At 60.3% G+C, this 25,916-nt stretch carries 28 protein-coding genes, 1 tRNA gene and 5 pseudogenes; 20 read left to right on the top strand and 14 right to left on the bottom strand.

Features of this window, described 5'->3' with window-relative positions:
* The first annotated feature begins 12 nt into the window (after positions 1 to 12).
* Together B5525_RS38710 and B5525_RS38705 are read left to right on the top strand one after the other, a co-directional pair.
* Entirely contained in the window at positions 13 to 498 is a 486-nt protein-coding gene (locus B5525_RS38710) for an SRPBCC family protein (RefSeq protein WP_079571372.1), read from the top strand.
* Between the two features lie 29 nt (positions 499 to 527).
* Positions 528 to 1,187 (top strand): glutathione S-transferase family protein, encoded by a 660-nt coding sequence (locus tag B5525_RS38705; protein ID WP_079571371.1) that lies wholly within the window; start codon positions 528 to 530, stop codon positions 1,185 to 1,187.
* A 30-nt stretch (positions 1,188 to 1,217) separates the two neighbouring features.
* Here the strand turns inward: B5525_RS38705 and B5525_RS45060 are convergent, their stop codons facing one another.
* Positions 1,218 to 1,358 (bottom strand): hypothetical protein, encoded by a 141-nt coding sequence (locus B5525_RS45060; protein ID WP_154073711.1) that lies wholly within the window; start codon positions 1,356 to 1,358, stop codon positions 1,218 to 1,220.
* A 65-nt stretch (positions 1,359 to 1,423) separates the two neighbouring features.
* Complete coding sequence (locus B5525_RS38700; RefSeq protein ID WP_079571369.1) at positions 1,424 to 2,284, bottom strand: alpha/beta fold hydrolase; 861 nt, start codon at positions 2,282 to 2,284, stop codon at positions 1,424 to 1,426.
* A gap of 161 nt (positions 2,285 to 2,445) precedes the next feature.
* Between B5525_RS38700 and B5525_RS38695 the strand changes: the two genes are divergently transcribed.
* On the top strand, positions 2,446 to 4,407 hold the full coding sequence (locus B5525_RS38695; RefSeq protein ID WP_079571367.1) for an alpha amylase C-terminal domain-containing protein: 1,962 nt from the start codon (positions 2,446 to 2,448) through the stop codon (positions 4,405 to 4,407).
* A 35-nt stretch (positions 4,408 to 4,442) separates the two neighbouring features.
* On the opposite strand, the gene B5525_RS38690 is transcribed toward B5525_RS38695, so the two are convergent.
* Positions 4,443 to 5,543: a Fic family protein gene (locus B5525_RS38690; RefSeq protein WP_079571366.1), complete on the bottom strand. Its 1,101-nt coding sequence runs from the start codon at positions 5,541 to 5,543 to the stop codon at positions 4,443 to 4,445.
* Between the two features lie 169 nt (positions 5,544 to 5,712).
* On the opposite strand from B5525_RS38690, the gene B5525_RS38685 reads away from it, so the two are divergent.
* The 5 genes from B5525_RS38685 (at position 5,713) to B5525_RS38665 (ending at position 8,173) form a co-directional block, all read left to right on the top strand.
* Positions 5,713 to 6,060 (top strand): ArsR/SmtB family transcription factor, encoded by a 348-nt coding sequence (locus B5525_RS38685; protein ID WP_079571364.1) that lies wholly within the window; start codon positions 5,713 to 5,715, stop codon positions 6,058 to 6,060.
* Between the two features lie 51 nt (positions 6,061 to 6,111).
* Positions 6,112 to 6,591: an SRPBCC domain-containing protein gene (locus B5525_RS38680; RefSeq protein WP_244567731.1), complete on the top strand. Its 480-nt coding sequence runs from the start codon at positions 6,112 to 6,114 to the stop codon at positions 6,589 to 6,591.
* 97 nt (positions 6,592 to 6,688) lie between these two features.
* Positions 6,689 to 7,066 (top strand): DoxX family protein, encoded by a 378-nt coding sequence (locus tag B5525_RS38675; RefSeq protein WP_197687984.1) that lies wholly within the window; start codon positions 6,689 to 6,691, stop codon positions 7,064 to 7,066.
* A gap of 215 nt (positions 7,067 to 7,281) precedes the next feature.
* Positions 7,282 to 7,881, top strand: a complete 600-nt coding sequence (locus B5525_RS38670; RefSeq protein WP_172900062.1) for an AzlC family ABC transporter permease — start codon at positions 7,282 to 7,284, stop codon at positions 7,879 to 7,881.
* Positions 7,874 to 8,173, top strand: coding sequence for an AzlD domain-containing protein (locus tag B5525_RS38665; protein ID WP_079571359.1), 300 nt, complete (start codon positions 7,874 to 7,876; stop codon positions 8,171 to 8,173). The genes B5525_RS38670 and B5525_RS38665 overlap by 8 nt, the downstream gene beginning before the upstream one ends.
* Positions 8,174 to 8,366: 193 nt before the next feature.
* Here the strand turns inward: B5525_RS38665 and B5525_RS38660 are convergent.
* Both B5525_RS38660 and B5525_RS46965 read right to left on the bottom strand, forming a co-directional pair.
* Positions 8,367 to 8,453, bottom strand: a tRNA-Leu gene (locus tag B5525_RS38660).
* An 89-nt stretch (positions 8,454 to 8,542) separates the two neighbouring features.
* Positions 8,543 to 8,953, bottom strand: a complete 411-nt coding sequence (locus B5525_RS46965; RefSeq protein ID WP_079571357.1) for a tyrosine-type recombinase/integrase — start codon at positions 8,951 to 8,953, stop codon at positions 8,543 to 8,545.
* Positions 8,954 to 9,124: 171 nt separating this feature from the next.
* Here B5525_RS46965 and B5525_RS46955 point away from each other — a divergent pair.
* The 3 genes and pseudogenes from B5525_RS46955 to B5525_RS45045 all read left to right on the top strand — a co-directional run.
* A pseudogene (locus B5525_RS46955) lies at positions 9,125 to 9,396 on the top strand (GTP-binding protein).
* 121 nt (positions 9,397 to 9,517) lie between these two features.
* Positions 9,518 to 9,799 (top strand): nitrate reductase, encoded by a 282-nt coding sequence (locus B5525_RS45050; RefSeq protein WP_154073709.1) that lies wholly within the window; start codon positions 9,518 to 9,520, stop codon positions 9,797 to 9,799.
* Between the two features lie 63 nt (positions 9,800 to 9,862).
* Positions 9,863 to 10,118: pseudogene (locus tag B5525_RS45045) on the top strand (penicillin-insensitive murein endopeptidase); the annotation flags it as partial.
* Between the two features lie 51 nt (positions 10,119 to 10,169).
* On the opposite strand, the gene sbmA reads toward B5525_RS45045, so the two are convergent.
* On the bottom strand, positions 10,170 to 11,390 hold the full coding sequence (sbmA, locus tag B5525_RS38645) for a peptide antibiotic transporter SbmA (RefSeq protein ID WP_079571356.1): 1,221 nt from the start codon (positions 11,388 to 11,390) through the stop codon (positions 10,170 to 10,172).
* 215 nt (positions 11,391 to 11,605) lie between these two features.
* On the opposite strand from sbmA, the gene B5525_RS46950 reads away from it, so the two are divergent.
* The 3 genes from B5525_RS46950 to B5525_RS38630 all read left to right on the top strand — a co-directional run bounded on the left by B5525_RS46950 (position 11,606) and on the right by B5525_RS38630 (position 13,010).
* On the top strand, positions 11,606 to 11,827 hold the full coding sequence (locus tag B5525_RS46950; protein ID WP_244567729.1) for a hypothetical protein: 222 nt from the start codon (positions 11,606 to 11,608) through the stop codon (positions 11,825 to 11,827).
* Between the two features lie 242 nt (positions 11,828 to 12,069).
* Positions 12,070 to 12,447 (top strand): hypothetical protein, encoded by a 378-nt coding sequence (locus B5525_RS45695; protein ID WP_172900060.1) that lies wholly within the window; start codon positions 12,070 to 12,072, stop codon positions 12,445 to 12,447.
* A 128-nt stretch (positions 12,448 to 12,575) separates the two neighbouring features.
* Positions 12,576 to 13,010 carry a VOC family protein gene (locus B5525_RS38630; RefSeq protein WP_079571353.1) on the top strand — a complete coding sequence of 145 codons (435 nt, stop codon included), beginning with the start codon at positions 12,576 to 12,578 and terminating at the stop codon, positions 13,008 to 13,010.
* A gap of 115 nt (positions 13,011 to 13,125) precedes the next feature.
* Here B5525_RS38630 and B5525_RS46945 read toward each other — a convergent pair.
* A pseudogene (locus B5525_RS46945) lies at positions 13,126 to 13,296 on the bottom strand (carboxymuconolactone decarboxylase family protein); the annotation flags it as partial.
* Between the two features lie 30 nt (positions 13,297 to 13,326).
* Here B5525_RS46945 and B5525_RS48095 point away from each other — a divergent pair.
* Positions 13,327 to 13,590 (top strand): annotated as a pseudogene (locus B5525_RS48095) (hypothetical protein); the annotation flags it as partial.
* 53 nt (positions 13,591 to 13,643) lie between these two features.
* Here the strand turns inward: B5525_RS48095 and B5525_RS38620 are convergent.
* Positions 13,644 to 14,267 (bottom strand): TetR/AcrR family transcriptional regulator, encoded by a 624-nt coding sequence (locus B5525_RS38620; RefSeq protein ID WP_079571351.1) that lies wholly within the window; start codon positions 14,265 to 14,267, stop codon positions 13,644 to 13,646.
* Positions 14,268 to 14,389: 122 nt separating this feature from the next.
* Here B5525_RS38620 and B5525_RS38615 point away from each other — a divergent pair, with 122 nt between their 5' ends.
* The 3 genes from B5525_RS38615 to B5525_RS38605 are packed head-to-tail and all read left to right on the top strand — an operon-like array spanning position 14,390 to position 18,953.
* Complete coding sequence (locus B5525_RS38615; protein ID WP_079571349.1) at positions 14,390 to 17,539, top strand: efflux RND transporter permease subunit; 3,150 nt, start codon at positions 14,390 to 14,392, stop codon at positions 17,537 to 17,539.
* 17 nt (positions 17,540 to 17,556) lie between these two features.
* The gene (locus tag B5525_RS38610) at positions 17,557 to 18,699 is read left to right on the top strand and encodes an efflux RND transporter periplasmic adaptor subunit (protein ID WP_079571348.1); all 1,143 of its coding nucleotides are present in this window, start codon (positions 17,557 to 17,559) and stop codon (positions 18,697 to 18,699) included.
* A gap of 53 nt (positions 18,700 to 18,752) precedes the next feature.
* A complete protein-coding gene (locus tag B5525_RS38605; RefSeq protein ID WP_154073708.1) occupies positions 18,753 to 18,953 on the top strand; it encodes a hypothetical protein in 201 nt (66 codons plus the stop codon).
* 386 nt (positions 18,954 to 19,339) lie between these two features.
* Here B5525_RS38605 and B5525_RS38600 read toward each other — a convergent pair whose 3' ends face one another.
* The 4 genes and pseudogenes from B5525_RS38600 to B5525_RS45040 all read right to left on the bottom strand — a co-directional run bounded on the left by B5525_RS38600 (position 19,340) and on the right by B5525_RS45040 (position 21,493).
* Entirely contained in the window at positions 19,340 to 19,639 is a 300-nt protein-coding gene (locus B5525_RS38600) for a hypothetical protein (RefSeq protein WP_079571344.1), read from the bottom strand.
* Positions 19,636 to 20,531: pseudogene (locus tag B5525_RS38595) on the bottom strand (NmrA family NAD(P)-binding protein). Before B5525_RS38595 ends, B5525_RS38600 begins: the two are co-directional and overlap by 4 nt.
* A 141-nt stretch (positions 20,532 to 20,672) precedes the next feature.
* On the bottom strand, positions 20,673 to 20,927 hold the full coding sequence (locus B5525_RS38590) for an alpha/beta fold hydrolase (protein ID WP_244567728.1): 255 nt from the start codon (positions 20,925 to 20,927) through the stop codon (positions 20,673 to 20,675).
* Positions 20,928 to 21,292: 365 nt separating this feature from the next.
* Positions 21,293 to 21,493, bottom strand: a complete 201-nt coding sequence (locus tag B5525_RS45040; protein ID WP_154073707.1) for a hypothetical protein — start codon at positions 21,491 to 21,493, stop codon at positions 21,293 to 21,295.
* A 415-nt stretch (positions 21,494 to 21,908) separates the two neighbouring features.
* On the opposite strand from B5525_RS45040, the gene B5525_RS38585 reads away from it, so the two are divergent.
* Both B5525_RS38585 and B5525_RS38580 read left to right on the top strand, forming a co-directional pair.
* Positions 21,909 to 22,946, top strand: coding sequence for an aldo/keto reductase (locus tag B5525_RS38585; protein ID WP_079571343.1), 1,038 nt, complete (start codon positions 21,909 to 21,911; stop codon positions 22,944 to 22,946).
* Positions 22,946 to 23,791: an amidohydrolase family protein gene (locus B5525_RS38580; RefSeq protein ID WP_244567727.1), complete on the top strand. Its 846-nt coding sequence runs from the start codon at positions 22,946 to 22,948 to the stop codon at positions 23,789 to 23,791. The genes B5525_RS38585 and B5525_RS38580 overlap by 1 nt, the downstream gene beginning before the upstream one ends.
* Before the next feature lie 13 nt (positions 23,792 to 23,804).
* Here B5525_RS38580 and B5525_RS38575 read toward each other — a convergent pair whose 3' ends face one another.
* Entirely contained in the window at positions 23,805 to 24,662 is an 858-nt protein-coding gene (locus B5525_RS38575) for a carbohydrate ABC transporter permease (protein WP_244568120.1), read from the bottom strand.
* Positions 24,663 to 24,770: 108 nt separating this feature from the next.
* Entirely contained in the window at positions 24,771 to 25,889 is a 1,119-nt protein-coding gene (locus B5525_RS38570; RefSeq protein WP_079574364.1) for a carbohydrate ABC transporter permease, read from the bottom strand.
* Positions 25,890 to 25,916 lie beyond the last annotated feature (27 nt).

The raw sequence follows: 25,916 nt of genomic DNA, 5'->3' as shown, positions 1-25,916 counted from the left end.
GGAGCTGAGGGAATGAATGAAATGTCCGCCATCGCGCCCGTGCGCAAAACCGTCCGTGTCAAGGCGCCGGTCGCCCACGCCTTCGAGGTCTTCACCAGCGGTCTGACGCGCTGGTGGCCGCACGATTTCGGCGTCGGCAAGAGACCGATCGAGAAGGTGCTGATGGAACCGCGGCTCGGGGGCCGCTGGCTGGAGATTTCGGAAGACGGCACGCAGACGAGCGTCGCCACCATCACGCTGTGGGAGCCGCCGCATCGCCTGGTGATGGTTTGGCAGATCAACGCGCAGTGGAAGCCCGACATCGCGATGAAATCGGAAGTCGACGTGCGCTTCACCGCCGACGGGCCTGATGCGACCGAGGTCGAACTCGTGCACCACAAATTCGAGACCATGGGCGCGGAGGCGGGCGCCTCCTTGCGCAACGATGTCGATCGCGGCTGGCCGGGCCTGATCGAGCGCTTTGCCCGGGAAGCCGAGCGCGGCAACCAGGCCGAATAACAGCAATCAAGCGTGGAGAGGAGATTGTCATGTCGGAATTTACGGTCCACACCATTCCCGGAAGCCCGTTTGCGCGTGCCGTGCTGGCCGCACTGGAAGAGAAGGGCGCGCGCTATCGGCTCGCGCCGGTCGCACTGGGCACCATGCGCTCGCCCGAGCATCTCGCTCGCCATCCCTTCGGCCGGGTGCCGGTGTTCGAACACAACGGTTTTGTGATCTACGAGACCCAGGCGATCCTGCGCTATCTCGATCGCGTGCTGCCCGAGCCGTCGCTGACGCCGGCCGATCCGAAAGCCTCCGCGCGGATGGACCAGGCGATGAATATCAACGACTGGTATCTCTTTCAAGGCGTCGGCAACGTCATCATCTTTCACCGCGTGATCGGTCCGCAGCTGATGGGACTCAAACCCGACGAGCCGGCCATCGAAGCCGCGATGCCGAAGGCACGTACGGTGTTCGCGGTATTGGCGCGGCTGCTGGGCGACCAAAGTTTCTTTACAGGCGAGGGCATTTCGCTCGCGGACCTGCTGGTCGCACCGGCTGTTGCCTTCTTCACCCTGACGCCGGAATGGGCCGAACTCGGCGCACCGCACGCCAACCTCGCGGCGTGGCTGGCGCGGATGGAAGCGCGGCCGAGCATGCAGGCGACCACGTGGGAGCGCGTCTCGGAGATGGCGAAAGCGGCGTGAGCGTTTCGACGATGATGCGAGGGAGCCCGCTCAGCAGTGGCTGCTGCGCGGCGATTCCGGCCCGTCGCTGAAATTCGGCGGGCCGCCTTGCGGCGACGCCGGGATGGAATGGATACCCTTGCGCGGTTCGCGCGCCGGCGCCGCGCGCTCGGGACTGGTGTCGCTGGCCATGTCGTGTTGCTCCGTTTGCTGCGGGACAACATTTTGGCGACGGCCAGGTTCCGCGCGCCGAACCGTCAGACCGGATAAGCCGCGAGATGCTGCAGTAACAATTGGTTGACGCGGTCCGGCGCCTGGTCCGCGGCGAAATGGCCGACGCCGGGCAGCACCTCGAAGGAATAGGGCGCGGCGACGAAATCGACCGTGCCTTCGGCGGCGATGCGGCCGACGGTGTCGTCGGCGTCGCCCCAGATATAGAGCGTCGGCACGCGGATTGGTCCCAGCGGCGAACGGATCGCGCCGCGCGCGCGATACCAGGCGAGGGCTGCTTCCATCGCCGCCTTGTTGCCGAGCACGTCGATGTGTTGCGCGATCGCGGCCGCCGGAACGCCATTGGCCGCGAGGCGCTCGCGCAGCCATCGCGCATCGTCGGCCAGCACGACATCGGCGGCGTCGGGCTCGAGGAACGCCGTGTGATGCCGCGAGCGCTGAGCCTGATCGACATCGGTTGCGAGCAGCGCGCGGTTGAAGGCGTTGGGATGCGGCCGCGACAGCACCGTGAGCGAGGCGAGCCGGTCGGGGAATCGATCCGCCAGCGCCCAGCTGATGCTGCCGCCCCAGTCATGGCCGGCGAGATGGAAGCGCTGCCCGCCATAGCCGGCGGCGTCGACGATCGCCATCGCGTCGTCCATCAGCCGCTCGATGCGATAGCTGGCGGCATCGTTCGGATCCGGCCGCGCGCCCGGCGAATAGCCGCGCTGGCTCGGTGCGACCACGCGATAGCCCGCGGCCGAAAGGGCTTCGACCTGCGCACGCCAGCAATGCATGGATTCCGCGAAGCCGTGCAGCAGCAGCGCCAGTGGCGCGCCGGGCTCACCCGCGACGAGGGCGTCGAAGGTGAGGGCGGGAGCGACGGTGATTTTTTCCAGCGCGGCCATGGCTTGATCTCTGATTTGCGTGCTCGTGCGGTCCACCCGGCGAAAGTGAAATTTTGATGTCAGGCGCCGGCGAAAGCAAGGTCGCGCTGGCCGGCAGCCCGCACTTGTGCGACGCTGAAAAGCCTTACGATGTGATGACACTTTTGTGACTCGAGCAGGCCGTGCTTTCGCAAGCCAACATTTCCGCGCAGACGCCGGCCGGGGCGACGCTGGGCGCCGGCGGCGCCAGCTTCCGGCTGTGGGCGCCGGAAGCCGACGCTGTCTATCTGCACGGCATCTTTGGCGGACAGGCCTTTGAAGCGCTCAGCGATGACCGTCTGTTGCAGAAGGATGCGCGCGGCTATTGGACGGGATTCCAGGACGGCGCGCGCGACGGCGACCGCTATCGGTTCTGGGTCGAGGGCAAGGGCTCCTCGGGCTACAAGCGCGACCCGCGTGCCCGTGAACTCGATCCGCCAAACTTTCCGAATTGCTTTGGCATCGTGCGCCCGGCCGATGGATTTCCCTGGCATGACCGCGATTTCGTGACGCCGGATTTCTCCGACATGGTCGTCTACCAGCTCCATGTCGGGACCTTTGCGATTTCCACGGCGAACGTCTGCTCGACTTTCCTCGACGTCGCCTTGAAGATTCCCTATCTCGCCGGTCTCGGCGTCAATGTGCTGCAGCCGCTGCCGATTGACGAGCAGGAGTGCAATCCGAACATGGGCTATGGCGGCGCCGACCTGTTCTCGCCGGACTTTCCCTATATCGCGGTTTCGGACCTGCCGGCGTATCTGACCAAACTCAACGCGCTCTATGCAACGAAGCAAAAGCCCGGTCTTGCGCTTGCGGACATCCAGTCCGGACCGGGACAGCTCAAGGCGCTGGTCGACCTCTGCCATATCCACGGCATCGCCGTGACGTTCGACGTGGTCTACAACCACGCTGGCGGATTCTCGGTCGACGGCAAGCTGGACGACAATTGCCTGTACTATATCGACCGCCGCATCAACCGCGGCAACAACAACGACAGCCTCTATTTCACCGACCAGGACCGCGGCACCGGCGGCCTCGCGTTCGCGCTGTGGAACCAGGACGTGGCAAATTTCCTCATCGACAATGCGCGCTATTATGTCGGGGAGTTTCACGCCGACGGTTTCCGCTATGACGAGATCTCGACGCTGATCTCGACCGGCCAGGGCAGCGGCTGGGAATTCTGCCGCGCGCTGACCTCGAACCTGCGGGCCTTGCGCAACGGCATCCTGCAGAACGCGGAATTCTGGCCCGGCCGTTTTGCCGACATTCCGGCCTCGGCCGCGCCGGTCGTGGCAGCAGCGGCATCCGGCGGCATGGGCTTCGACGTGGTGCAGCACGATGGTCTTCGCGGCGCGCTGCGCGGCGCGGTCGGTGCGGCGTCAGGGGGAGCGAATGCCGGCATTTCGATGTCGGCGATCGCGGCCGCACTTTACCCGCCCGGTTTCGACCACGGCTGGCGCGCGGTGACCTGCGTCGAGAACCATGACCTCGTGCTCGCCGGCCGCGATCCGCGGCTGCCTGCGCTCGCCGACGGCTCCAATCACCGATCCTGGTACGCACGCAGCCGCAGCCGCGTCGCGAATGCGATCCTGCTGACCGCGCCCGGCATCCCCCAGATTTTCATGGGCCAGGAATTCTTGGAGGAAAAACCCTGGGACGTGCTGCCGAATGGGCCGAACCTTTTGTCCTGGAGCGGCCTCGACGATCCCGATTCCACCATGCAGGATCATCTGCGATTCACAACAGACCTCATCCACCTGCGCCGCGCACTGCCGGCGCTGCGCGGCGACAAGGTCCGCGCCTTCCATTGCTCCGACCACGACCGCGTGATCGCCTATCACCGCTGGCGCGAGGGAAGCGGCGACGACATCATCGTGGTCGCCTCCTTCGCGGAGACGACGTGGTACGCTTACGAAATCGGCTTTCCGTCACAAGGCCTCTGGCAGGAGCGCTTCAACAGCGACGCCTACGACCATTTTGTGAATCCGATCGTCGCCGGCAATGGCGGTGGCGTCGTTGCGGAGGGCAGGGGAATGCACGGATTTGCCGCGTCGGCGGCCATCGTGATTCCGGCGAACGGAGTGGTGGTGTTTGCGAAGGGGTAGCGGGCGATTGGCGAAGCCAACCCGGAAGGCATCCGTCAGGCAAGGGAATAGCTTGTGCTTCGCCCGCCTCCCTCGTCCTTCTTCAAAATACCCTGCGCGACGAGTTCGGTGATGTCGCGCAGCGCCGTGTCCGGCGAGCATTTCTCCCTGAGCGCCCATTTGCTCGAAGTCAGCTTGCCTTCAAATCCGTCTAGCAGGCGATTGAGCATATCGCGTTGCCTTTCGTTGATTTTGGCGCCGCGATGCTTCTGCCAGAATTCGGCCTTTTGCAGCACCGCCGCAAGGATGGTTTCGGCTCCATCGAAGGCGCGATCCAGGCACCCCAGGAACCATTCGAGCCACGGCGTTACATCGAGATCGCCCTTTTGCGTGCGTTCGAGCATGTCGTAATAGGCTTTCCGCTCGATGCGGATTTGTGCCGACATACTGTAGAAGCGTTGCGGGCTGTTCTCCGAACGCGCAAGCGACATGTCCGCGATGGCGCGCGCGATACGTCCGTTGCCGTCCTCGAACGGGTGAATGGTGACAAACCACAGATGCGCAAGCGCAGCCTTGATCACGGGATCGATCTTCTCATGCGCGTTGAACCATTCGATGAACGCTTTCATTGCCGCCTCGAGCTTGCCGGCCCCGGGCGCTTCGTAGTGCACGCGCTCGCGCCCAGCCGGTCCGGAGACCACTTGCATCGGCCCCGCCGAACCGTCGCGCCACGCGCCCACGACGATCTTCCTCATGCCACTGCGTCCCGTCGGGAAAAGCGCGGTGTGCCAGCCGAATAGTCGTTCAGGGGTCAGCTCCGCCCTGAACCTCTGCGTCGCGTCGAGCGTCATCTCGACGACGCCTTCGACATTGCGGTCGGCGGGCGGCAATGCGCCGGCCTCCATCCCCAACCTGCGGGCGAGGGATGACCGGACCTGGTCCTTGTCGAGGATTTCGCCTTCGATCTCGCTGGATTTGAGGACGTCCTCGGTCAGGGTGGCGAGAACCGCCTCTTCCTGCTGCGGGAATCCCAGCGCTTGCATGCGTCCGATAAGCGTCCCTTGCCGCAACCGGACCGCCGCAAGAGGGTGGGCCAGGAAATCCCGATCCCACCTGAAAGCCGGCCAATTCGCTAGTTCGTGGATATATTTCGCCATTCTCCGCACCTTTTGCGGAGAACATTGGCGCCTATCTCCGCAAATGCAACCCCATTCTCCGCTTAATCTGCGGAGATTGGGCTTTGCATAAGAACAATTTTTTACCCCTTGCAAACAGTACCAATTTTCTGTATTTAACCTATAGGTTATCAACTAATGAGTTAAATTCATGCCGTCAGATCCGCTTAGCTCAACGTTATTTGCTCTCTCCGATCCGACGCGGCGAGGGCTCCTTGCCCGTTTGGCCACTGGCGACGCAAACGTGACGGAACTGGCCGAGCCCTATGACATGAGCCTTGCGGCGATCTCAAAGCATCTCAAGGTGCTCGAAACGGCAGGGCTGATTTCGCGTGGTCGAGATGCTCAGTGGCGCCCCTGCCACCTTGAAGCTGCACCACTTCGCGGTGTCGTCGAATGGCTTGAAGGCTATCGACGCTTCTGGGACCGAAGCCTCGACAGCTTAGGCGAATATTTAACGTCCATGCAGCGGCAAGGCTTCAAAGACGAAGGAAGCTAGCCCTGCCACTGCGAGCCACCCGGCAAATAGAATCAAAAAAGGAACATCCCAGTGACATCCATTATTGACGCCAGTTCGCTCGATGAACCCGTGGTCATCGTCACCCGCATGTTCGATGCACCCCGCACCCTCGTTTGGGATGTGATCACAGATCCCAAGCACGTCGTGCACTGGTACGGCGGCCCGGGGTTTACAAATCCGGTATGCGAGATGGACCTGCGGCCAGGCGGCATCTGGAGGCACGTCATGCAGGCTCCCAACGGCGCACAGTTCACAATCAACAGTGTATTTCTGGAAGTCGTCGAGCCGGAACGGCTCGTATGGAAGACGATCAAGGATGAGAACCGCAAGCCGGCTCCGCCTACGGCGGTCAGTACGGTTACGCTTGAAGAGCATGGCAATCAGACAAAGTGGACGCTCGTCGCGCGCTTCGATTCGATCGCCGAACGGGACATCTCTGTCAGCATGGGCTTCGCAAAGATGATCGGCATGGGCGCGGATCGTATTGCAGAGCGTCTCAAGGTGAAATGACTTCGCACAAACCAGCATCTTCTCATCACGCACGACTCAACCAAAGGGCACTTGCATGACGACGAAATCTCAAACTGCGACAAGTGCAAGATCAATGATCTGGATTGGCTGGATCATGAGCGGCATCGTGGTGGTGTTCCTCCTGTTCGATGGCGTCACGAAGCTGATGATGATCACGCCAGTGGTGAATGCCACCGTCGGAATTGGCTATCCGGTGGATGTCATACGCCCCCTCGGAATTATATGTCTTGCTTGCGCTATTCTGTACGCAATACCACGAACCGCTGTTCTCGGCGCCATCCTTCTGACGGGTTTTTTGGGCGGCGCGGTCGCCAGCAAAGTACGGCTGGAGGATCCGCTTTTCAGCCAAGTCCTCTTCGGGGTCTATGTCGGCGTTCTTGCTTGGGGCGGTCTCTACCTGCGCGATGGCCGGCTGCGGGCCCTCCTCCCGCTGCGCCGTGCCCCGACGACTTGATCGTCCAACCTTTCGGAAGAGTCTACAAAAGCTATTCTTGCATTTGCGTTTCGCATGAGCCCGTCGAGCGCGCTCTCGATACATTTTATTATCGAATGGACATGACCACAAGAATGGCAACCTCATCCGAATCCCCGTGCACCGTAACCGCGTTCCGGCGGGGTTTCATGGCGGCACTTCCTTTCATTGCGAGCAATGGGGTAGCGGGGATTGTCATGGGCGTTGCCTATCGCGGCTTGGAACTTGGCTTCACACCTGCGGTGCTATTCAGTTTGGTCGTCTATTCCGCGACGGCACAAGCTGTAACGCTGGGCATGTGGGCCTTGCCGCCCCCGATCGCGGCGATGGTCGTCGCATGCGTGGCGACGAACGCGCGGTATCTCGTGATGGGAGCACATCTCCGTCAACTGTTTCCAGACGTGCCCCGACGCGTGATGCTTCCGATATTGTTCCTGCTGGCGGATGCATCGTGGTTGATGACTGTGGCCGAGGCCGAGCGCGGCCGACGCGATGCTGGTTATCTCCTGGGGGCCAGCTTGCCGATGGCCATCGGCTGGATTGGCGGGACCGCTCTCGGCTATGCCTTGCCACTGAAGCCGCATGGACCGTTGGCGGTCGCGGCGGCCTTCTTACCGCTCGCGTTTGTCGCTGCGCTCCTACACACGCAATGGCGCGGTTGGCAAAATTTGCTGCCTTGGACCGTTTCTGCAGCCGTCGGAGTTGCCGCAGCCAGTACGATTAGCCCAAGTTGGGCGATGTTGATAGGAGGTGGTGCAGGTGCGCTGGTTGGTACGTGGGGTAGCGACGATGCCTGAGTGGTGGCTGTTCGTCATCGTCTTCGCGATCGGAGCAGCGAGCTATGCGATGCGAGCCGGTGGCTTTCTGGCGGCAAGTGCCCTGCCGCAAAGCGCTCGTTTGCCGCTTGTATTGCGCCTGGCTCCTGGCAATCTGTTCGTAGCGTTTATTGCTGCAGCTACCTTGCAAGGGGGATGGCCAACTCTTGTCGGCTGCCTTGTTGTCGTAGCTGCGATGGCTGTCACGAAGCACGAATGGGCTGCACTGGGTGCCGGCTTCGGTGCCGTCGCGTTAATTTCTGCCATACTCTGATTGCGAATTACGCTGGGTCGCGGCTCAGCGAAATGGCATTGCGCAAAAATCATAGGTCGCGTCACATCGGGATCAGCTCAAGAAAAGCCCCCTCGACTTGCACCGAGGGAGCTGCCCGGAGGCATTCGCAAATCGCCTTGCACGGATGCGCCTTGCGAGTCACGGAACCTGCGACATTGGACCAGCCAACCTCTGGTGCGGGCGGTGGGACTCGAACCCACACGACGTTGCCATCGAGGGATTTTAAGTCCCTTGCGTCTACCAGTTCCGCCACGTCCGCGACTTTGATTTCCATAGCCTTTTCGCCCCGTACCTGCAAATGTTAGACAGCCAATCCGTCGCGTTAGACACTTTCGGTGGAAAGCCTGTTCACGTCTTGTCCTGAACGCGCTTAAAGGCGCGGTTGATGTTGATCTCGGATTCGACGTGGCGGGTGTAGTGCCTGCCTATGCGTTCCGACAGGTCGCCGATCAGGTCGGTCACCTCCGCAACGGTGGCGCCGTTGCGCAGCCACCATGCGGCGTAGGATACCCGGAGGCCGTGCAGCGTCGTTCCCTTTCCGACATGGCCAGCCCGTTCCTGGTCGCGCAGCCAATGGCTCACTCGGGTCTGCATCTCCTTCTCGCTAAGCCAGAGCGCTCCGTCGTCTCTGACGGTGATCATGCCGTCAGCCCTCTGCACCTTGAGTTCGGCCAGGAAATCCTGCAGCTCCTGCATCATCGGGAGGATAACGATCTTTTTGTTCTCGCGCGCGTAATAGCGCATGGCTTTGCCGGTCAAGTCGCAGGCCGCAATGCCGCACGAGCATCATCGGGATCAGCACCTCTAACGGCGCTTTCTCGCGGGCGAAGTTCCATCCTTCCTGGAACCATTCGCGGTTGGAGTTGGCCTGATTTTCTCGATCATTTCCATGATCACGATCATGACGACGATGTCAGTAGCCTGTCATTGGTGAGCGATCGCCCCCTCGTTGCGGAGAAATTCCTGAACTGGATTTCCGATGTGATCCAGCGCCTGGGACCCGATATTCTGCGCACCAAGGGTGTTCTGGCCATGCGCGGCGACGACGACCGGTTTGTCATTCAGGCGGTGCATATGCTGATGGAGGAGGGCACCAGCGGCCTTGGAAGGACACCGAACAACGTCAAAGCCGGCTGGTATTCATCGGCCGCAATCTGCCGAAGGATGTCCTACGCGAGGGATTTGAAGCGTGCAGGGCTTGAGCGCGATGGCCATGCCCGCGAAAGCGAGTGCCGCAGTGAGCGATCTCGCCCTCCGCAGAATGTTTGTTCGGCTTCGGTACCACAAACCGGAGCTTGTTTACCTCAATGTTGAAGGGCTGCAATGACCGGATTTTTCAACCCGCTCGCCCGCAGGCCTAAACCTGGATATCGCGAGGCGGTGGATCGCATCAAAGCCGAAACACGAAGCTGTCTCGAGCTTTCCGACGACGTAACTGTCTCGGTGACCGAACTCAACTGTCGGGAACCCGGTTGCCCCGATACCGAAACGATTATTGCCATATTGAGGGTGGGACAGAGTCCCCGTATCGCGAGAATTCACAAGGCCATTCCTGAAGTTGAAATGGCCGAACTGGCCGCTGCGTTATCTGCGCTACCTCCCTGAGGTTTTCCCTAAATATTCGGTGTGATCAGGTCAATCGGATGCACCAACGCCTCTTCGCGTTAGCTGGCCTTGCCCATCGCGGATTTGACCGCGACGACCGCTCCTTGCCAGGATACAGGCAGTGTTGATCCGAAGCCGCTGCCTAACCCCAATGATCCAAAGCTGGGAGCCAAAGAGCTCTTTGGCTGCAAAACGTCACCCGCACCGCTGGCAACTCATTCGATTGGTTTCTATGCCAAGGGCTTGTCTTGCCGGTGCGCAGGCTCTTCCGATCAACAGCGAAACTTGGCAAATCATGCGGCTTTCGCGCAATCGCAATTCGGCGAACTGCTTGGTCGGTCATTAGCTTTTTTTGCCCACCCTACGACTATCACAACGACTTTGGCTCCGTCCGTGTCTCAATCGAAGGCAGAGGTTCGCCGCCGATCTTGGCCTCAAAACCCCGCAACCGCTGATAGATCGAAATCAGTTCGACGATCGTGCTCCACGAGTTAACAAGATACTGAAACGAGGTTCTGACCTGCGTGAAGGCGTTCAGGATCTGGTTCATCGAACCGAGCGTGATCTTGCCCGCAATGATCGTTGGTCCGAGCAGGATGTAGGGAAAAATGACGTCGGTCTGCAAATAAACGATGCGGCCGATATTGAAGTACATGAAGTTCAGGTAAAGCCGGAAGTAGTTCCGGCGAATGGCACCGAACAGCTCGCTCACGGTCGGTGGATCGGCGCGGGTCGGATCATCTTCGCCGAGCACGAGCTCCTTACGAAAGGCCGCTTCGACCCGCTGGTTGAAAAACTCGATCCCGGGCAGCCGGATGCCGATCAGCGCCAGCGCGCCGGTGCCGAGCACCGACCAGATCACTGCGGCGAATACCAGGGGATAGGGGATCGAGCCGATCAGCGGCAACTCCGTGACATTGCTGGAGAGCCTCATGAGAACCGGCAGGAAGGCCAAGAGCGTCAGCACGGCACTGATCAGATTGACGCCGAGACCTTCCATAGTGGTCGCAAACCGCATGGTGTCCTCCTGCACCCGCTGCGAGGCGCCCTCGATGGTGCGGAGTTGTGGCCAGTGTGCGATGTAGAAGTCGTTCATCGCGGTCCGCCAGCGGAAGATGTAGTGGCTGACAAAGAACCGCGTCATCACGCCGACCACGACCGCGACCAGGGCGATGCCAGCGAAGGTCGACAACTCGCTGTAGAACTGCTCGACTGTGACCGGCTTCGATTTCGAAAGCGCGGCCTGGACGAGATCGTAGAACGGCCCGTACCAGCTGTTGATAGCGACGCTGACCTGGACCTGGAAATAGGAGGTGAACAGGATCAGCGCGGAACCGAGGATGGACCACGGCGCCCAGCGATGCGGCGCGAACACCATCCAGGCGCCGGCGAAGATTGCGACGCAAAGCGCAAAATAGAGGTCGAACCAAAGCGACGGTGCCGACCAGAATATCTCCACGCCGACACCTCCGTTCGCAGACGGCCCGATGAGATTGCTGGCAAAGCCATACCAGAGCGCCATCGCCAGCGCCGTCCAGATGATGGCCGACAGAAAGAACAGTTTCGGGCGGGGGAAAAATGAAACGAACATTGTTTGTATCCAATCTCAGGTCACAGGCTTTGGGTGCGCGTCATTGCATATGACGCGAATGACCCGGAACGGCCAGCAAGTTGATCAAATTGATGCGCCGCACATACCATCGGACAATTTATTGACCCTAGCGGTCGTTGGCATCCCTGATAGTCTATGCGTTGCGAATGCAACCTTCCTCCGGGGGACGGGTGCTGGCATGCGGACTTTTTCACATGCGACATTCAGCAATCGCTGCCGGCGTCGCCTTGCTTTCTTTTAGCAATCAACCGATCGCACTCGCTCGCGGCAGTCCGATTGGCCGCGACGATCCTTGGAATTCGGAGCGAATCGAAGGTCTGCCGCCAGAGGTTCGCAATGCTGTCATCCGCATGTGTGAAGATCATTCACCGCGCGCCGGTCACTACTTTGCGACCTTCTTCGAAATTCGCGCTTGATCAGGCTACACTTCGAACTTCTGCGATGTGACGGGCGTGCAACATTTTGCAGGAGCGATAGTTGCCTCCGCCAGGAATATGGTTTGACCGGACGCCACTATCGGCTCTTGAAAAGCTACTACGGCCGCAGCACAAACTGACCCATGCCGAAGTGTCATTTCGGCCTACCAGCGAGCAATCCATCAAACCGAAATGAAGCCAGGTGGTTCGATCACCATATCTCAGGCTAACTGCACGGGCCCGTGATCATCACAATGATCACCATGGGGATGATGCAGTCGGCCGTCTACAAGATAGTCGACATGGTCACCATGCGGCACCGCTTGATGTCCGCAGTTTGGACCGTGCGCGTGCGAGCAGTGGACTTGAGGCGTGCATTGCAAGGGATTTGTTGCGCTGACCGCGATGACATGTTCATCCACGTGATCCTCGTGCATGTGGTGGAGATGGCCATCGTGCAGATAGTCCACATGACCGTCGTGGCGAATCGCAGTGTGTCCGCAGTTCGCGCCATGCGTGTGAGTGTGGTTGGCGTGGTGTTTCTCGGTACATGTGGCCATTGGTGCCGCTCCTTGCGAACGCTCGGTTGCCCATCAATGCCCCATCAATCCATCGAATAATGGAAATAGTTGCGGAAGCCAGCAATGCCAGGGCGCACCCAAGCTGATTGATCTCTTGTATGTAATGTTATAACATTACGCGACGCGTCCGATCAGGGACGACGCTCGACAAGGAGGATCAATGCCCAATGCTCCAAGCGAGTTTGAACGGGATGCTGATCGATTGGGAACGGGCGGGGCCCGAACGACGATTTGAAGTCCGAGTGCCGAACGTCCTGCAGGCGGGTAAATTCTATCGAGGCGTTTTCGGGGCTGACGAAACGTTCCGGCAGGAAACGCATAACGGCAAGGTGTTTCGGCTGGGCTTCACGATCGGACGTATTGGATTCGCTATCTCTTCGGAAGGCGATATTGAGCGGCCTTTGCTCTCTTCAATCGCTGAGGAGTTTGGATCCGCCTTTGTTGCGGTCATACTACGTGTTGAAGATCCAGATTGTATGGCTCGCGCCGCACAGCAGGCCGGCAGCGGACTTACAAGAGCTCATCAGATGGATCCCGTCACAGTCGTTACCGATCCCTTCGGCGGTCATTGGGCATTGGTCAAGCGGGAGCCAGTTCCTTAACGCCTTGGACGATTTCCGGTCGCGAAGCCCGGTCGTTGAACGATGTTCCTCGAAAGATGGCTTGAGGGGTTAGCCGCAGTCAGTCGCAATGGTGGCATCGATCGCTATCGGGCTGCGAGCCAGTCGCCAGTATGGCGAATTCGCGCACCGTCGCTGGGAGTGATGGCTGCGAGACCATCGCCTTAGTCAATTCCCATACCGGCTTGCCGAACTTCGGCTCGCGAAGCCAAGGGTTTCATGGTCCGAGCAGCGCGCCATCCCGAACGTTCACGAACCCCTGGAAGTATTTCTCGATGCTTGCCGAGGTCTCCGAGGATGCCGAAAGATTATATTGGTTTCCAAGGCGGCAATCGCTGGCGGCGTCGCATTGCTGCTCTTTACGATGCTCGGCCTATTCGGATCCAATCATGTCGTCGCGATCGGATCGATTGCCGTGGTGCTAGGCGGAATCGTGTCGCTCGGATCCAACGTCAGTACTTGCAACAGACGATGGCCGCAATGAGCGCCGCCGAGGCTCCGTTCGGATCTGATTAACAGGATCGACCTCCGAGTGGTTGGTGAAGCGAGAAAACTGGTTTAATCGCGTCCACGTCCGCTCCGGAGTGCGCCTGCTTTAGCGTGCGGGACCTCGGTTCACTTCGTTCGCTTGCGCGGGCCCGATTTGGGACCGACCTTCGTCCTGGATTGAAAGGTCGCGATAACGGCCTCTGCGGTGGCGGTGAACTTAGCGCTCGGACCTTTGCTGCCGGCGGCCTGACGGCTGACGCGGGCGCCTTCCAGGAGAAGGGTGAGGGTATCGGCCAGTACTTCCGGTTGCGAGATGCCGGCGCGGCGGCAAAGTGAAGCGAGGCGATTGCGGTGCTCGGTCTTCAATTCTTCGATGATGCGGCGCCCCGGGTGACCGTCCGCGGTTAGTTCGACGGCGGCATTTGCGAGATCGCAGCCGCGCTCGTCTGATGTCACACACTCTTCCGCACAGATCAGCCAGGCCTTCAACTGAGCCTGCATGTCGCCAGGATGGTCGCGCTCGAAATCCCGCCACATCTCATCGACTTCGACGGCGACGCCGCGCAGATAGGCGACGATGAGATCGTCCTTCGAGTCGAAGTGACGGTAGAGAGTCATTTTGTTGGTGCCGGCCGCCTCCGCGATTGTTTCGACTCCTACGCCGCGGATGCCGTGCCGATGAAACAGATCCCTGGCCGCCAAGAGAATTCGCTCGCGTGGCCGCAGAACGTCGGAACGGGCTTCGGACATCTGGTTTCCTCAAGGAATATTGACGTGCCGTCCCGCTTGACCGCGGTGTTACCGGTCGGTAATGTCACCGTTACCGAAGAGTAACATCTATCGATAGTTCGGGTCAAGATCGGGCCGGTTCCATGGTTGGCTTCTTCATTCATCGTCCGATCTTCGCTTCGTCGATCGCGGTCATCATGGTCCTGGCCGGGGCCATCTGCTATTTTCTGATGCCGGTCTCGCAGTTTCCCGACATCACGCCGCCCCAGGTCGTCGTCAGCGCGGCGTACCCGGGAGCGAGCGCCCAGGTCGTTGCCGACACCGTGACGACGCCGCTCGAACAGCAGATCAACGGCGTGCAGGGGATGACGTACATGTCGTCCTCGAGCTCCAACGACGGCTCCTCGACCATCACGGTGACGTTCGATGTCGGATATCCGCTCAGCATTGCCGCGGTCGACGTGCAGAATCGCGTGGCGCAAGCGGCGGCTTCGCTTCCGCCGATCGTCAATCAGGGCGGCGTCATCATCAAGAAGCAGAATCCGAACTTCGTCCTGATCGTGAATCTGGTCTCGCCAGACCGTTCCGTCGATCCGGTGGCGCTCAGCAACTACGCCTATCTTCAGGTGGTCGATCCCTTGAAGCGCGTCCCCGGCGTCGGCGACGTTCAAATCTTCGGCGAGAGGCGCTATTCGATGCGGATTTGGCTTGATCCGGACAAGCTTGCCAAGCTGGGCATCACCGCCGTCGACGTCCAGCAGGCCGTTGCCGAGCAGAACGTCCAGGTCGCCGCCGGCAAGATCGGGCAATCCCCCGCGCCCGAAGGCACCCCGTTTGAGATGCAGGTCAATGCGACGGGCCGATTGAGCGACCCCGATCAGTTCGGCGATATCGTGGTGCGTTCCGATCCCGCGAGCGGGGCGATAGTCAGGATGAAGGACATTGCCCGTATCGAACTCGGCGCGCTGCAATATTCCTCGACCGCCGTGTTCGGCAAGGATCCGACCGTCGTGTTGGCCGTATTCCAGATGCCGGGCTCGAACGCGCTCGACCTGCAGCAGCACGTCAAGGACAAGATGGAGGAGCTCTCGACGCGCTTCCCGAAAGGCATCGAGTACGGCCTGCATTATGACACGACGCGATTCGTCAAGGCGGCGAAACGCGACGTGATCATAACGCTCAGCGAAGCACTGGCCCTCGTTGTCCTCGTCGTCTTCATCTTTTTGCAAAACTGGCGCACCACGCTCATTCCAACCATCGCCATCCCGGTCTCGTTGATTGCGACCCTGGCCGTCATGCAGGTGATGGGCTTCTCGTTGAATATGCTGAGCCTGCTTGGCATGGTGCTGGCGATCGGTCTGGTGGTGGACGACGCAATCGTGGTGGTGGAGAACGTCGAACGGCAGCTCGAAAACGGCCTTTCACCCCTGGAAGCCGCACAGGCGGCAATGTCCGAAGTGACGGGACCGATCATCGCCACGACCGCCGTGCTTATGGCGGTTTTCGTGCCGGTGGCGTTCATTCCCGGCGTGACCGGACGTCTTTATAATCAATTCGCTCTGACGGTTGCGATCTCGGTCGGCATCTCGGCATTCAATTCGCTGACGCTGAGTCCGGCGTTGAGCGCCGCGTTCCTGCGCCACCGGTCGCCGGGCAATTTCGCGCCATTCCGCTGGTTCAATGCCGGGTTCGATCGTCTTTCTCACGGTTACGCAAAGTTCGTGAGAGTGCTGATCGGATGGAGATGGGCCGTCCTCGCAGTGTTCGTCGCCGTTCTGGGAGCAACCTACTTTCTTTCGCAGCGCATCCCATCGAGCTTCCTGCCGGTCGAGGATCAGGGCTATTTCTTTGTCGTGATCCAGCTTCCAGACGGCGCTTCCCTGCAGCGCACGGATGCCGTCGCCGAGAAGGTGCGGGGAATCCTGGAAAGTACCGCCGGGGTCGACATAGTCGGATCGATCAGCGGTCTCAACTTCCTCACCAATGCGGCCCAGTCGAACTCGGCGGTAGAGTTCGGGATTCTCAAGCCATGGGACGAGCGACCGCCTTCCCAGACGGCCTCACGGATCGTGGCCGATGTCCGCATGAAGCTTCTCATGGTTCCCGAGGCGTTCGTGCTCAGCTTTGATCCGCCGTCAATTCCAGGTCTTGGTACTACAGGCGGCTTTGAGTTTCAGGTGGAGGACCTGACGGGCAGGGGCAGCTTTGCCCTGAACCAAGCGACGCAGGCGTTGATCGCGGAAGCACGCAAACAGCCCGAACTGAATCCTCAGCAGCTTTTCAGTTCGTTCTCAACGTCGACGCCTCAGTTCAAGTACGACCTCGACCGTACCAAGGCGAAACTGCTCGGGCTTAACGTGCCTGACGTGTTCAATACTCTGCAGATATTCCTCGGATCCCTTTACGTAAACGACTTCAACCTGTTCGGGCGTACCTTCCGCGTGACCCTGCAGGCCGACAAGGATTCGCGGGCGGCGGCGACAGATCTTAACCGACTCTATGTCCGTAATGCCGGCGGCAGCATGGTTCCGTTGAGCACACTCGGCCTGCTCAAGCCCATCGTCGGTCCGGAGACTGTTCCGCACTACAACAATTACGCTTCCGCGCTTGTAAACGGTGGCGCTGCGCCGGGCTACAGTTCGGGACAAGCGGTTACGGCGATGGAGCGGGCCGCTGCGATCGCGTTACCTCGCGATTTCGCATTCGAATGGACTGGCATTACCTATCAGGAACTGAAGGCGGGATCGATCGCCACGGTCGTGTTCGTGCTGGCGATCGTCTTCGTGTTCCTGATCCTGGCGGCGCAGTATGAGAGCTGGTCTATGCCGTTTATGGTGTTGTTCGCGGTACCGCTGGCGCTGTTCGGTGCGTTCCTGGCGCTCTTCGTGCGCGGTCTGCAGACCGACGTCTATTCTCAGATTGGTTTCGTCATGCTGATCGGCCTTTCCGCCAAGAACGCGATTCTGATCGTTGAGTTCGCCAAGCGTCGGCGCCAGGAAGGGTTGACCATCGTGGACGCCGCGATGGAAGCTGCCCGTCTCCGGCTTCGGCCGATCCTGATGACGGCATTCGCATTCATACTCGGCGTCGTGCCGCTGATGATAGCGAGCGGGGCAGGTGCGGCCAGCCGGCAATCCATCGGGACGACAGTTTTCGGCGGCATGCTCGCCGCGACGATCCTGACGCTGCTGTTCGTGCCCGTGTTCTACGCCGTCATCGAAGGCCTGCGGGAGCGCGGCCATTCAGACGAAAATTCCAATGTATCCGAGCTGCACAAAATCGCGGCCGAGTAAAAAATCAGGAATATCCCATGAAAGCCTCGAAATTCTTGCTCGGTGGCGCCGCCATCATTTGCGTCGGCGCTGCCATCGCCGCCTATTCGGTCCGCACCGGGGAAGTTGCCGCAGCGGCACCGGCGGGCCCTCCCTCCATGCCGGTTCCCGTTGCGGCCGTCGTCAAGCGAACAATTCCGGTCTACCTCGAATACTCCGCTCGCACGGAATCGATCCGCGAGGTCTCGCTTCAGGCCAAGGTCGCCGGATACATCCAGTCGCAACCGACGGCCGACGGCGCCGACGTGAAGGGCGAGGCACTGCTCTACAAGATCGACGACCGCGATTACCGGGCAGCTCTCGACCAGGCCAAGGCGCAGGCGCAGCGCAATGTGGCCGCGCTCGGATACGCGCGTTCGAACTTCAACCGCGGTGACGAGTTGGTGAAGACCGGCTTCCTCGCCAAGGACAACTACGACCAGCGCGCCAGCACGTTGGGCCAAAGCGAGGCGTCGGTCGCAATGGACAGTGCCGCGGTCCGCTCCGCCGAGATCAATCTCGCCTATACGGAAATCCGCGCGCCATTTTCAGGGCGCCTCGGCCGCAATCGCGCTCCTGTGGGCACGCTGGTTGGCGGATCCGGCTTCACGCTCAACACGCTCGTTCAACTCGATCCTCTCTACGTCACGTTCAATCCGAGCGAACGGGATCTCGGCGTTATCCAGACGGCGCGTAGCGCTCACAAGGTGGTTGCCAAAGTGTCCTTGCCCGACGATGCCTCAATGGATTATTCGGGTGAACTGACCTTCATCGACAACGGCGTCGACCGCACGACCGGAACGATCACGGCAAGGGCGACCGTGCCGAATCCGAAGTTCACGCTTCTACCCGGCCAGTACGTGCGTGTTCGCCTGCACGTTCGCGATGAACCTGACGCTCTCCTCGTGCCGCAGGTTGCCCTGGGATCGAGCCAGCTCGGAAAATATGTCTACATCGTCGGCCCGGACAGCAAAGCCGAACAGAAGATAGTCACGCTGGGGCCGACGGATGGAGATTCCGTGAGCGTCAAAGGTATTGCCGAATACGACCGTGTCATTATAGGCAATCTGCAGAAGATCGGTCCTGGCTCACCCGTCTCACTGATCGCTCATAAGGAGGCTTCCGCGTCGGACGTAAAATGAGGAAACCGCGCGTATTCTTTCGTTTGATGCGGCGCGCCTGGAGGCGTTGGTTGATGCCGCCACCCGAGACGCGCGCGATTTCATCGATCGATGCGCGGGAGTTTTCGGATCTGCTGGTGAGCGGGCGGACGAAGGATCTGAAGATCCTGGCAGATGGGCTCCGCCAGCACGCTCGCGCTTCACAGGGCAAGGTCCCGGTCAAACCGTTGGACCGGCATGGCAGCAATTCAAAAGGGTCGGGCATTGCAAAGTAGACGGCGCGTGGGCGTCAGTCGAAATGTTGGCCGGCTTTCGGCGAGACCGACAACGGAGGGCCGAGACTGCGCAAGCAATGCCCGGCGCCGGCGCCGTTCGGCTTTGCGAAGGTATTAATGCGCTGGTGCGGAGTATCCGTCTCGTGACGAGTTTCCACCAGTTGCTGCGGGAAGCGTCATCAGTGATGGGGTGGCCGCCGATCGTTAGACCACACATCACTATCAGCGTTGTTGCGCCGATAAGAACGACCGCTATTGGCGGCCGTTCATAGGCACAGAGCATCTCGTGACTGACAGGGAATAAGTAGAGCGCTTATCAGTTGGGAATCAGGCTCGGGGAAGGGGCGCCTAGCCGTTCACCGTGGAAAGCTGCGCGCGATTCAAATCTACAAATGCCTTATACCTCCTGTCACGCGCGGGTCGAAGCAGTGGACCACAATTGTCATGAGATTGGGAATGACCTTCCGGAATTCAGATCGGGTCTTGCGCTCGTCGAAATTTGGTTGGCGGTTAACGATCGCCTTGTCGTAGGCTTCAATGGAAGCAGTCATGTGGGCTCCTTGGTTTGGGTTGGTGGAATTGCGAAAGCGTCGTTCATCGTCAACCTGCTTCTTCTGGAAGGTTCGGTTGCGGTTGAGCGACGGCGAGGGATCCACGGCCTTCGGGGCCGCCGAGGTCGCCGTCACGCCGCCGCGCCGAGACTATCGAAGGCGGCCCGATGCGACGCGACGAAGTTCTGCACGGTCATGGGCGGCACGCCGGTCACCTCGGCAATGATCTTGTCGGCGCCCGAGAAGATGCCGTTCTGATAGTCGACAGCAATCGCGCAGAAATGTTGGATCAAAAACTCGGGCAAGCCGAAGTTTTCGAGGCGCTGGCGATACTCGGGGATGGTGAGCGGCTGATAGCTGATCTTTCTGCCGAGCACGTCGCTGATGGCGGCGGCGATGCCTGGCTGGTCCAACTCGGTTGGGCCATGGAGCGTGTAGGTCTTACCGACATGCGCGGCCGGCTCTACCAGGATCGCAGCGATCAGACGTGCCTGATCTTCGGCCGCGATCGGGGCATGGCGTCCAGCGCCATAGGGGAGATCGATGATGCTCTGCTCGACAATCGTCTTGCGTGCAAACGGATAGAGCAGCCATTGCGAGAAGAAGGTCGGTCGCAGGTGCACGGTCGGAACACCTGACCAGTCCAAGATCCGTTCGGCGATCCAATGATCGCGTGCCGCATGGCTTTTGGAATCTTCCCGTGCGGAGATCTGCGACATGTTGATCACGGCCTTGAGTCCGGCGCGCCTAGCCGCGTCGGCAAAATAGGCCGTCGTCTGGATGATACCGGGGCGAACGGGGTAGCAGAATAGGCGCCGGTGGTGCCGGCGGTCGCCCGAATTGCATCATCGTGCTCGAAGAGGTCACCGACAACGACCTCCGCTCCCGCCCGCCGAAGCGCTTCGGCGCGGTTATCCACCTTATGCACCAATGCTCGGACAGCGCGTCCCATTTCGAGAAGGCGTTGGACCGTGCAGCGGCCGGTCTCACCCGTCGCGCCGGTGACCAGAAACTTGTCCGAACTCATCTTTTATTTCCCGTGTGCGTGGTTACCCGAAGGCTCGGCTTTGACGGACGGCGGCGCCACGTTGCTCGCTACACGGCTATTTGAGCGCTGCGAGGGGGGGACGGAGTTCTGACCCGGTCCTCCACCTTTCGAAATGCAGTATCAGCTGCGAAGGAACGCCAGCAGATCGGTGTTCAGCCGGTCCTTGTCAACATGCAGCAAGCCGTGCGACCCGCCGTCGTAAACCACGAGCTTGGCCTGCGGGATGAGCTTGGCGGTCAACTTCGCAGAGATCTCCAGCGGGACGATCTGATCGTCGCTGCCGTGCACCACCAGCGCGGGGACGGTGATCTGCTTGAGGTCGTCGCGGAAATCAGTTTCCGAGAAAGCACCGATCGCGTGATAGGCGGCGAGCACTCCGGTTGCCTGTCCCTGCCGCCAATAGTCCTGCCGCAAGCCTTCCGAGACCTTCGCGCCCGGCCGGTTAAAGCTTTCGAGCGATCCTCGATACCGAAGAGCATCACCTTCAGGATAAGGACCTTGTTGCCCGGATGAAAAGCGAGGTTGGTATGGGGGCGGTGGAGGTCGGATACATCTTCTCGAAGACAACGTGTTCTGACCTTGATCGCGAGGAACTGGCAGATGCGGATCCGCGGATTAGGTACGAACCCACGTGACTAAGCGATCCGTCCAACCCCGCCGTCCGCCCTTCGCTGCAGTCGTACATCGACGCTTCGGGGCTGCTCCTGAACTCGATCGACAGCCGAGCGACTATACGGCGACTAAGCTGCAGTGATGCGAAAGTGTGTTTCCGGAGAGAGAAGAGGCGGCGGCGTGTTAGACAATACGGCCGGGTCTCCACCCGCTTCGTGCGGATTGCCTGCCCGCGTTAGATCGGAAAGATGAGTAATTTCAGTGGCGCCGGGAGATTTTAAGTCCCTTGCGTCTACCAGTTCCGCCACGTCCGCCTTATTGATTTCCATAGCTTTTTCCTCCCAGGCCGGCAAATGTTTTCCACATGCATCCCTTGCGTTTTGAATGGACGGAGTTTGCCGCAGGTCAGGAAGAACACCAATTTCGACAGCTACACGCCGCTTCGTAACGGCCGCTGTTGGCGCGAAGCGGACATGCAGCGACCGACACCAGTCTGCTTGCGCACCAGGTTTACGCAGCGCATCGCCCGCAATTTCCTTGAACGGCGGACTTCGCTGGATCCGCTTCCTTTCGGATGTTATCGGTGGCAAAATCGGTATCTCGCCAGAGCAACCTCTCAACGGCTGTGCCTTCGGCTGGCGATTGCGTTGGGGTAACAGTCAACGGAGATAGTTTTTTGGCAGGCAAGCTCAAAAGAGCAAGTACGGGAGCGACCGGACAACGGACCGGAGGAACTCGTCCGATATGATTGCGGTGTCCGCAGTGCCGCGCCGCGTGCTTGGCCGGACGGGACTTTCGGTCTCGGCTCTCGGGTGCGGAACCGCGCCGCTGGGTGATCTCTACGCGCATTTGGACGACGGCACGGCCATCGCCGCGGTGGAGCGGGCATTTGAGCTCGGCATCAACCTTCTCGACACTTCGCCGCTTTATGGGCGCGGCCTGTCCGAACATCGCTGCGGGACGGCAATCAGGCGCGTGCCGCGCCAGGACATTGTGGTCTGCACCAAGGTGGGTCGCTGGATGGACCCGTTTCACGGCCCCAGCAACGGTTCCGGCTTTGTCGGTGGGCAGCCGCACTGTGCCGTGGTCGACTATTCTTACGACGGTACCATGCGTTCGGTGGAACAGTCGCTGTTGCGGCTTGGTACCGACCGGCTGGACCTGCTGCTGATCCACGACGTTGATGTCTGGACCCATGGAGTCGATGCGATCGAGGACCGGTTTCGCGAAGCGATGGCTGGCGCCTATGTGGCGCTCGACCGGCTTCGCGCCGAGGGCGTGGTCGCCGGCATCGGGATCGGCGTGAACGAGGCCGAGATGTGCGTGCGTTTCGCGCAGGCCGGATCGTTCGACACGATGCTGCTCGCCGGGCGCTATTCGCTGCTGGAGCAACCGGCGCTGACGCACTTCCTGCCGCTGGCCGAGCGGCAGGGTATAGGTGTATTGCTCGGCGGCGTTTTTAATTCAGGCATTCTGGCAACCGGCGTAGTTCATGGCGCCAAATATAACTATCAGGATGCGCCGCCTCAGATCTTGGCAAAGGTCGCAGATATCGAACGCGTCTGTGATGCCCATGGCGTTGCCTTGCCAACCGCGGCGCTGCAATTTGCCTTGGGCCATCCAGCCGTTGTCAGCGTTGTGCTGGGAGCGCAAAGCCCGCACGAGGTTGAGCGCAACGTAGCCGCACTCTCCAGTCAAGTGCCGTCTGAGCTTTGGAGCGATCTAAAGGCCCAGCACCTGCTCGATGCGGATGCGCCGGTTCCGTCATCGGCGCCCGGCTGATGCGGATCGATGGGCATCATCATCTGTGGACTCTCGGTCGGGGCGATTATGGCTGGCTGACGCCCGATCTGGCGCCGATCTATCGTGACTTTTGTCTATCGGACTTGGCGCCGCATCTCTCCGCGACCCACATCGAGGGGACGATCTTGGTGCAGGCCGCGCCGACCGAGGCCGAGACGATGTTTCTGCTCGATATCGCGGAAAACGCAGAAGTGGTCCGCGGCGTGGTCGGCTGGACGGATTTCGACGCAGCCGATGGCGTGGCGCGCATCGATGCGCTGGCAGCGCGGAATCTTCTAGTGGGGCTGCGGCCGATGGTGCAGGACATCGACGATGACGATTGGCTGTTGGGTCCGGCATTGGCGCCCCTGCTGGCGGCCATGGCCCGTAGCGGCCTGGTGTTCGACGCGCTGGTGCTGCCGCGCCATTTGCCGAGATTGTTGCGAGTGATCAGCCGCCATCCTGACCTGGAATTCGTGCTCGATCATTGCGGCAAACCGCGGCTTTCGACCGGCGAGATTGCCACATGGCAACGCGACATTGCGCTGCTTGCCCAACACCCCAACATCGTCTGCAAACTGTCGGGGCTGGTGACAGAGGCTGCACCCGACTGGCAGATCGCGGATCTGCGCCAGGCGGTGGATCATGTCCGCGCCTGCTTCGGGCCGCAACGCATGGTGTGGGGAAGCGACTGGCCAGTGGTCAATCTGGCGGGAGGTTATGCAAAATGGTTTGCTGCCGCGGAAGCGCTACTGGCTGATCTGTCAGAGCAGGAAAAGGCAGATGTCTTCGGCGGCAACGCGGCGCGCATCTATCTCTCAGGCCGAGGACGACGGACATGTTGAAGCGACCAACTCCCTACTTGCCCGCGCCTGTGGTCAAACCACTGACAATGTAGCGCTCGAGGAAAATTCCAACGATCACGAGCGGAGCGATCGCCGCAGTTGATAGCGCTGCCATCGACCACCAGTTGATGCCTTGCGAGCCGGTTTGGCTGGCCACCATCACGGGCAGGGTCTTCGCGTCCGTACTCGTCAGCAGTGCCGCAAAGAAATACTCGTTCCAGCACAATACAAGCGAGAGAATGAATGCGGCGACTATTCCGGGAATAGCGAGCGGCAAGATGATACGAAAGAAGGAGCCCCAAACCGACAGGCCGTCCACGAAGGCGGCTTCGTCGAGTTCGACCGGGATCGCGTTGAATTGATCCCGCATGATCCAGATGACGATCGGAAGCACGGTCAAGGTGTAGAGCAGGATCAGGCCGAACCGCGTGTCAAGCAGCGACAGTGCCTTGTAGAGAACCAGAAATGGCAAAGCCAGGACGACGGGCGGCAAGATCAACTGCGACATGAAGAAGAACAGGATATCGTCGTTGCGCATCCATCCGAATTTGTAGCGGAAGCGGCTCAAGCCGTAAGCCGCCAGTGATCCGAGCACCAGCGCCAAGACAGATGCGCCGACCGATGTAATAATGCTGTTTCCGAACCGGCTCACGAACTCGGCGCGCGCGGTGGAGGTTCCGAGAATCGAATCCGGCGACAGGCCGAGCGAACGCCAGCCTTTCCAATCCGGCTGAAAGTCCAGCCAGGGAATCAAGTGACCTTGCGTCACATCGAGCGCCGACTTGAACGAGGTCGTGACCGTCCAATAGATCGGAAAGAGGCAGACAAACGCCCAGAACAGCAGTGCGCCGTAGATCAGCACGCGGCTCAGAACCCTGGTGGCCCGGGACGCCGCGTGATGCCTGCGGACCGGCTGCGACGCCGAAGTGAAAAAGGCCAAGCGAGCAACTCCCTTTGGAAACCTGTTTCGACTCGGGGTTTATGCAACTTTCTGCGTCCAACGATGAGACAGGCGCAGCAACACCGTGAGGAAGACGATAATCATGACAAGATAGAACATCGCGAGCCCGGTGCCGTATCCGACATTCGATCGATCGCGGTAGACGCGGTAAATGAAACTCGACACCGTGTCGGTGGCGCCGCCTGGTCCTCCCGCCGTCACGTTGATGACGATGTCGGCGAGCTTCAATTTGAAAATGATCCTGATGATGAGGACGGTGACGCTCACCGGCAACATGAGAGGGAACGTCACATGCCAGAACGACTGCCACGCACTCGCACCGTCAACCTTGGCGGCTTCCAGCACCTCCTTGGGCATCGCCTGCAGCCCGGCGAGCAACATGATCATGATAAAGGGGATGGAAACCCAGGCATCCATCGCCTCGATGCTCAAGCGCGCGATCCAAGGGGATGCGAAGAACGCTGGATCGTCCCATCCCAGATAGCGCGCCAGCGTGGCCGCCGGGCCAAAGCGATACTCCATCAGTGACTTGCCGATCATCCAGCTCACGGCAACGGGACTGAGCATCAGGGGCAGCAGGAAAACGACGCGAAAGAATTTTCGCGCTCGAATCTCGGCATTGAGCAACAGAGCCAGTCCAAACGCAACCGCATACTCGCCAAGCACCGCCACCGTGTAGAAGACCATGTTGCCGAGCGCGTTCCAGTAGTAATTATCATTAAACAATCCGATCAGATTGTTGAGGCCGTTGAAGTGCGGACCTTCAAACGAGCTCAGGTTCCAATCCAGCGAAGCAATGTAGATCCCGAACAGCGTCGGAAAAATCACCACCGCAACGGTGAACAAAATCGCTGGCAGCAGAAATAGCGCTCGCAGACCGCGTTCGCCGCGGACCACGACTTGCCCGATACCGAGCGCTATGGCCCAGATGAGATAGGCATAGAGGATCGGGCGCCAATCGGCGAACCCCGCCGTGATCGTTCCGGTCGCGTGCAGAATCTGGATCAGGAGCACGAGCAGGGACCCCAGCGAGACAAGGACAACAAGCACTTGTCCTGCGTTCTTCCGGCTGACAGGGAGCCGCTGCGATGTGCGCTTGTGGTGCCCGTGATCCGCCACCGGTAATGATTTCTGCATCAACATCGCACTCTGCCGATTTGGACC

Source organism: Bradyrhizobium erythrophlei, from assembly GCF_900129505.1.
GTDB lineage: Bacteria > Pseudomonadota > Alphaproteobacteria > Rhizobiales > Xanthobacteraceae > Bradyrhizobium > Bradyrhizobium erythrophlei_D.
This window is presented reverse-complemented; position numbering and strand designations above follow the sequence as displayed.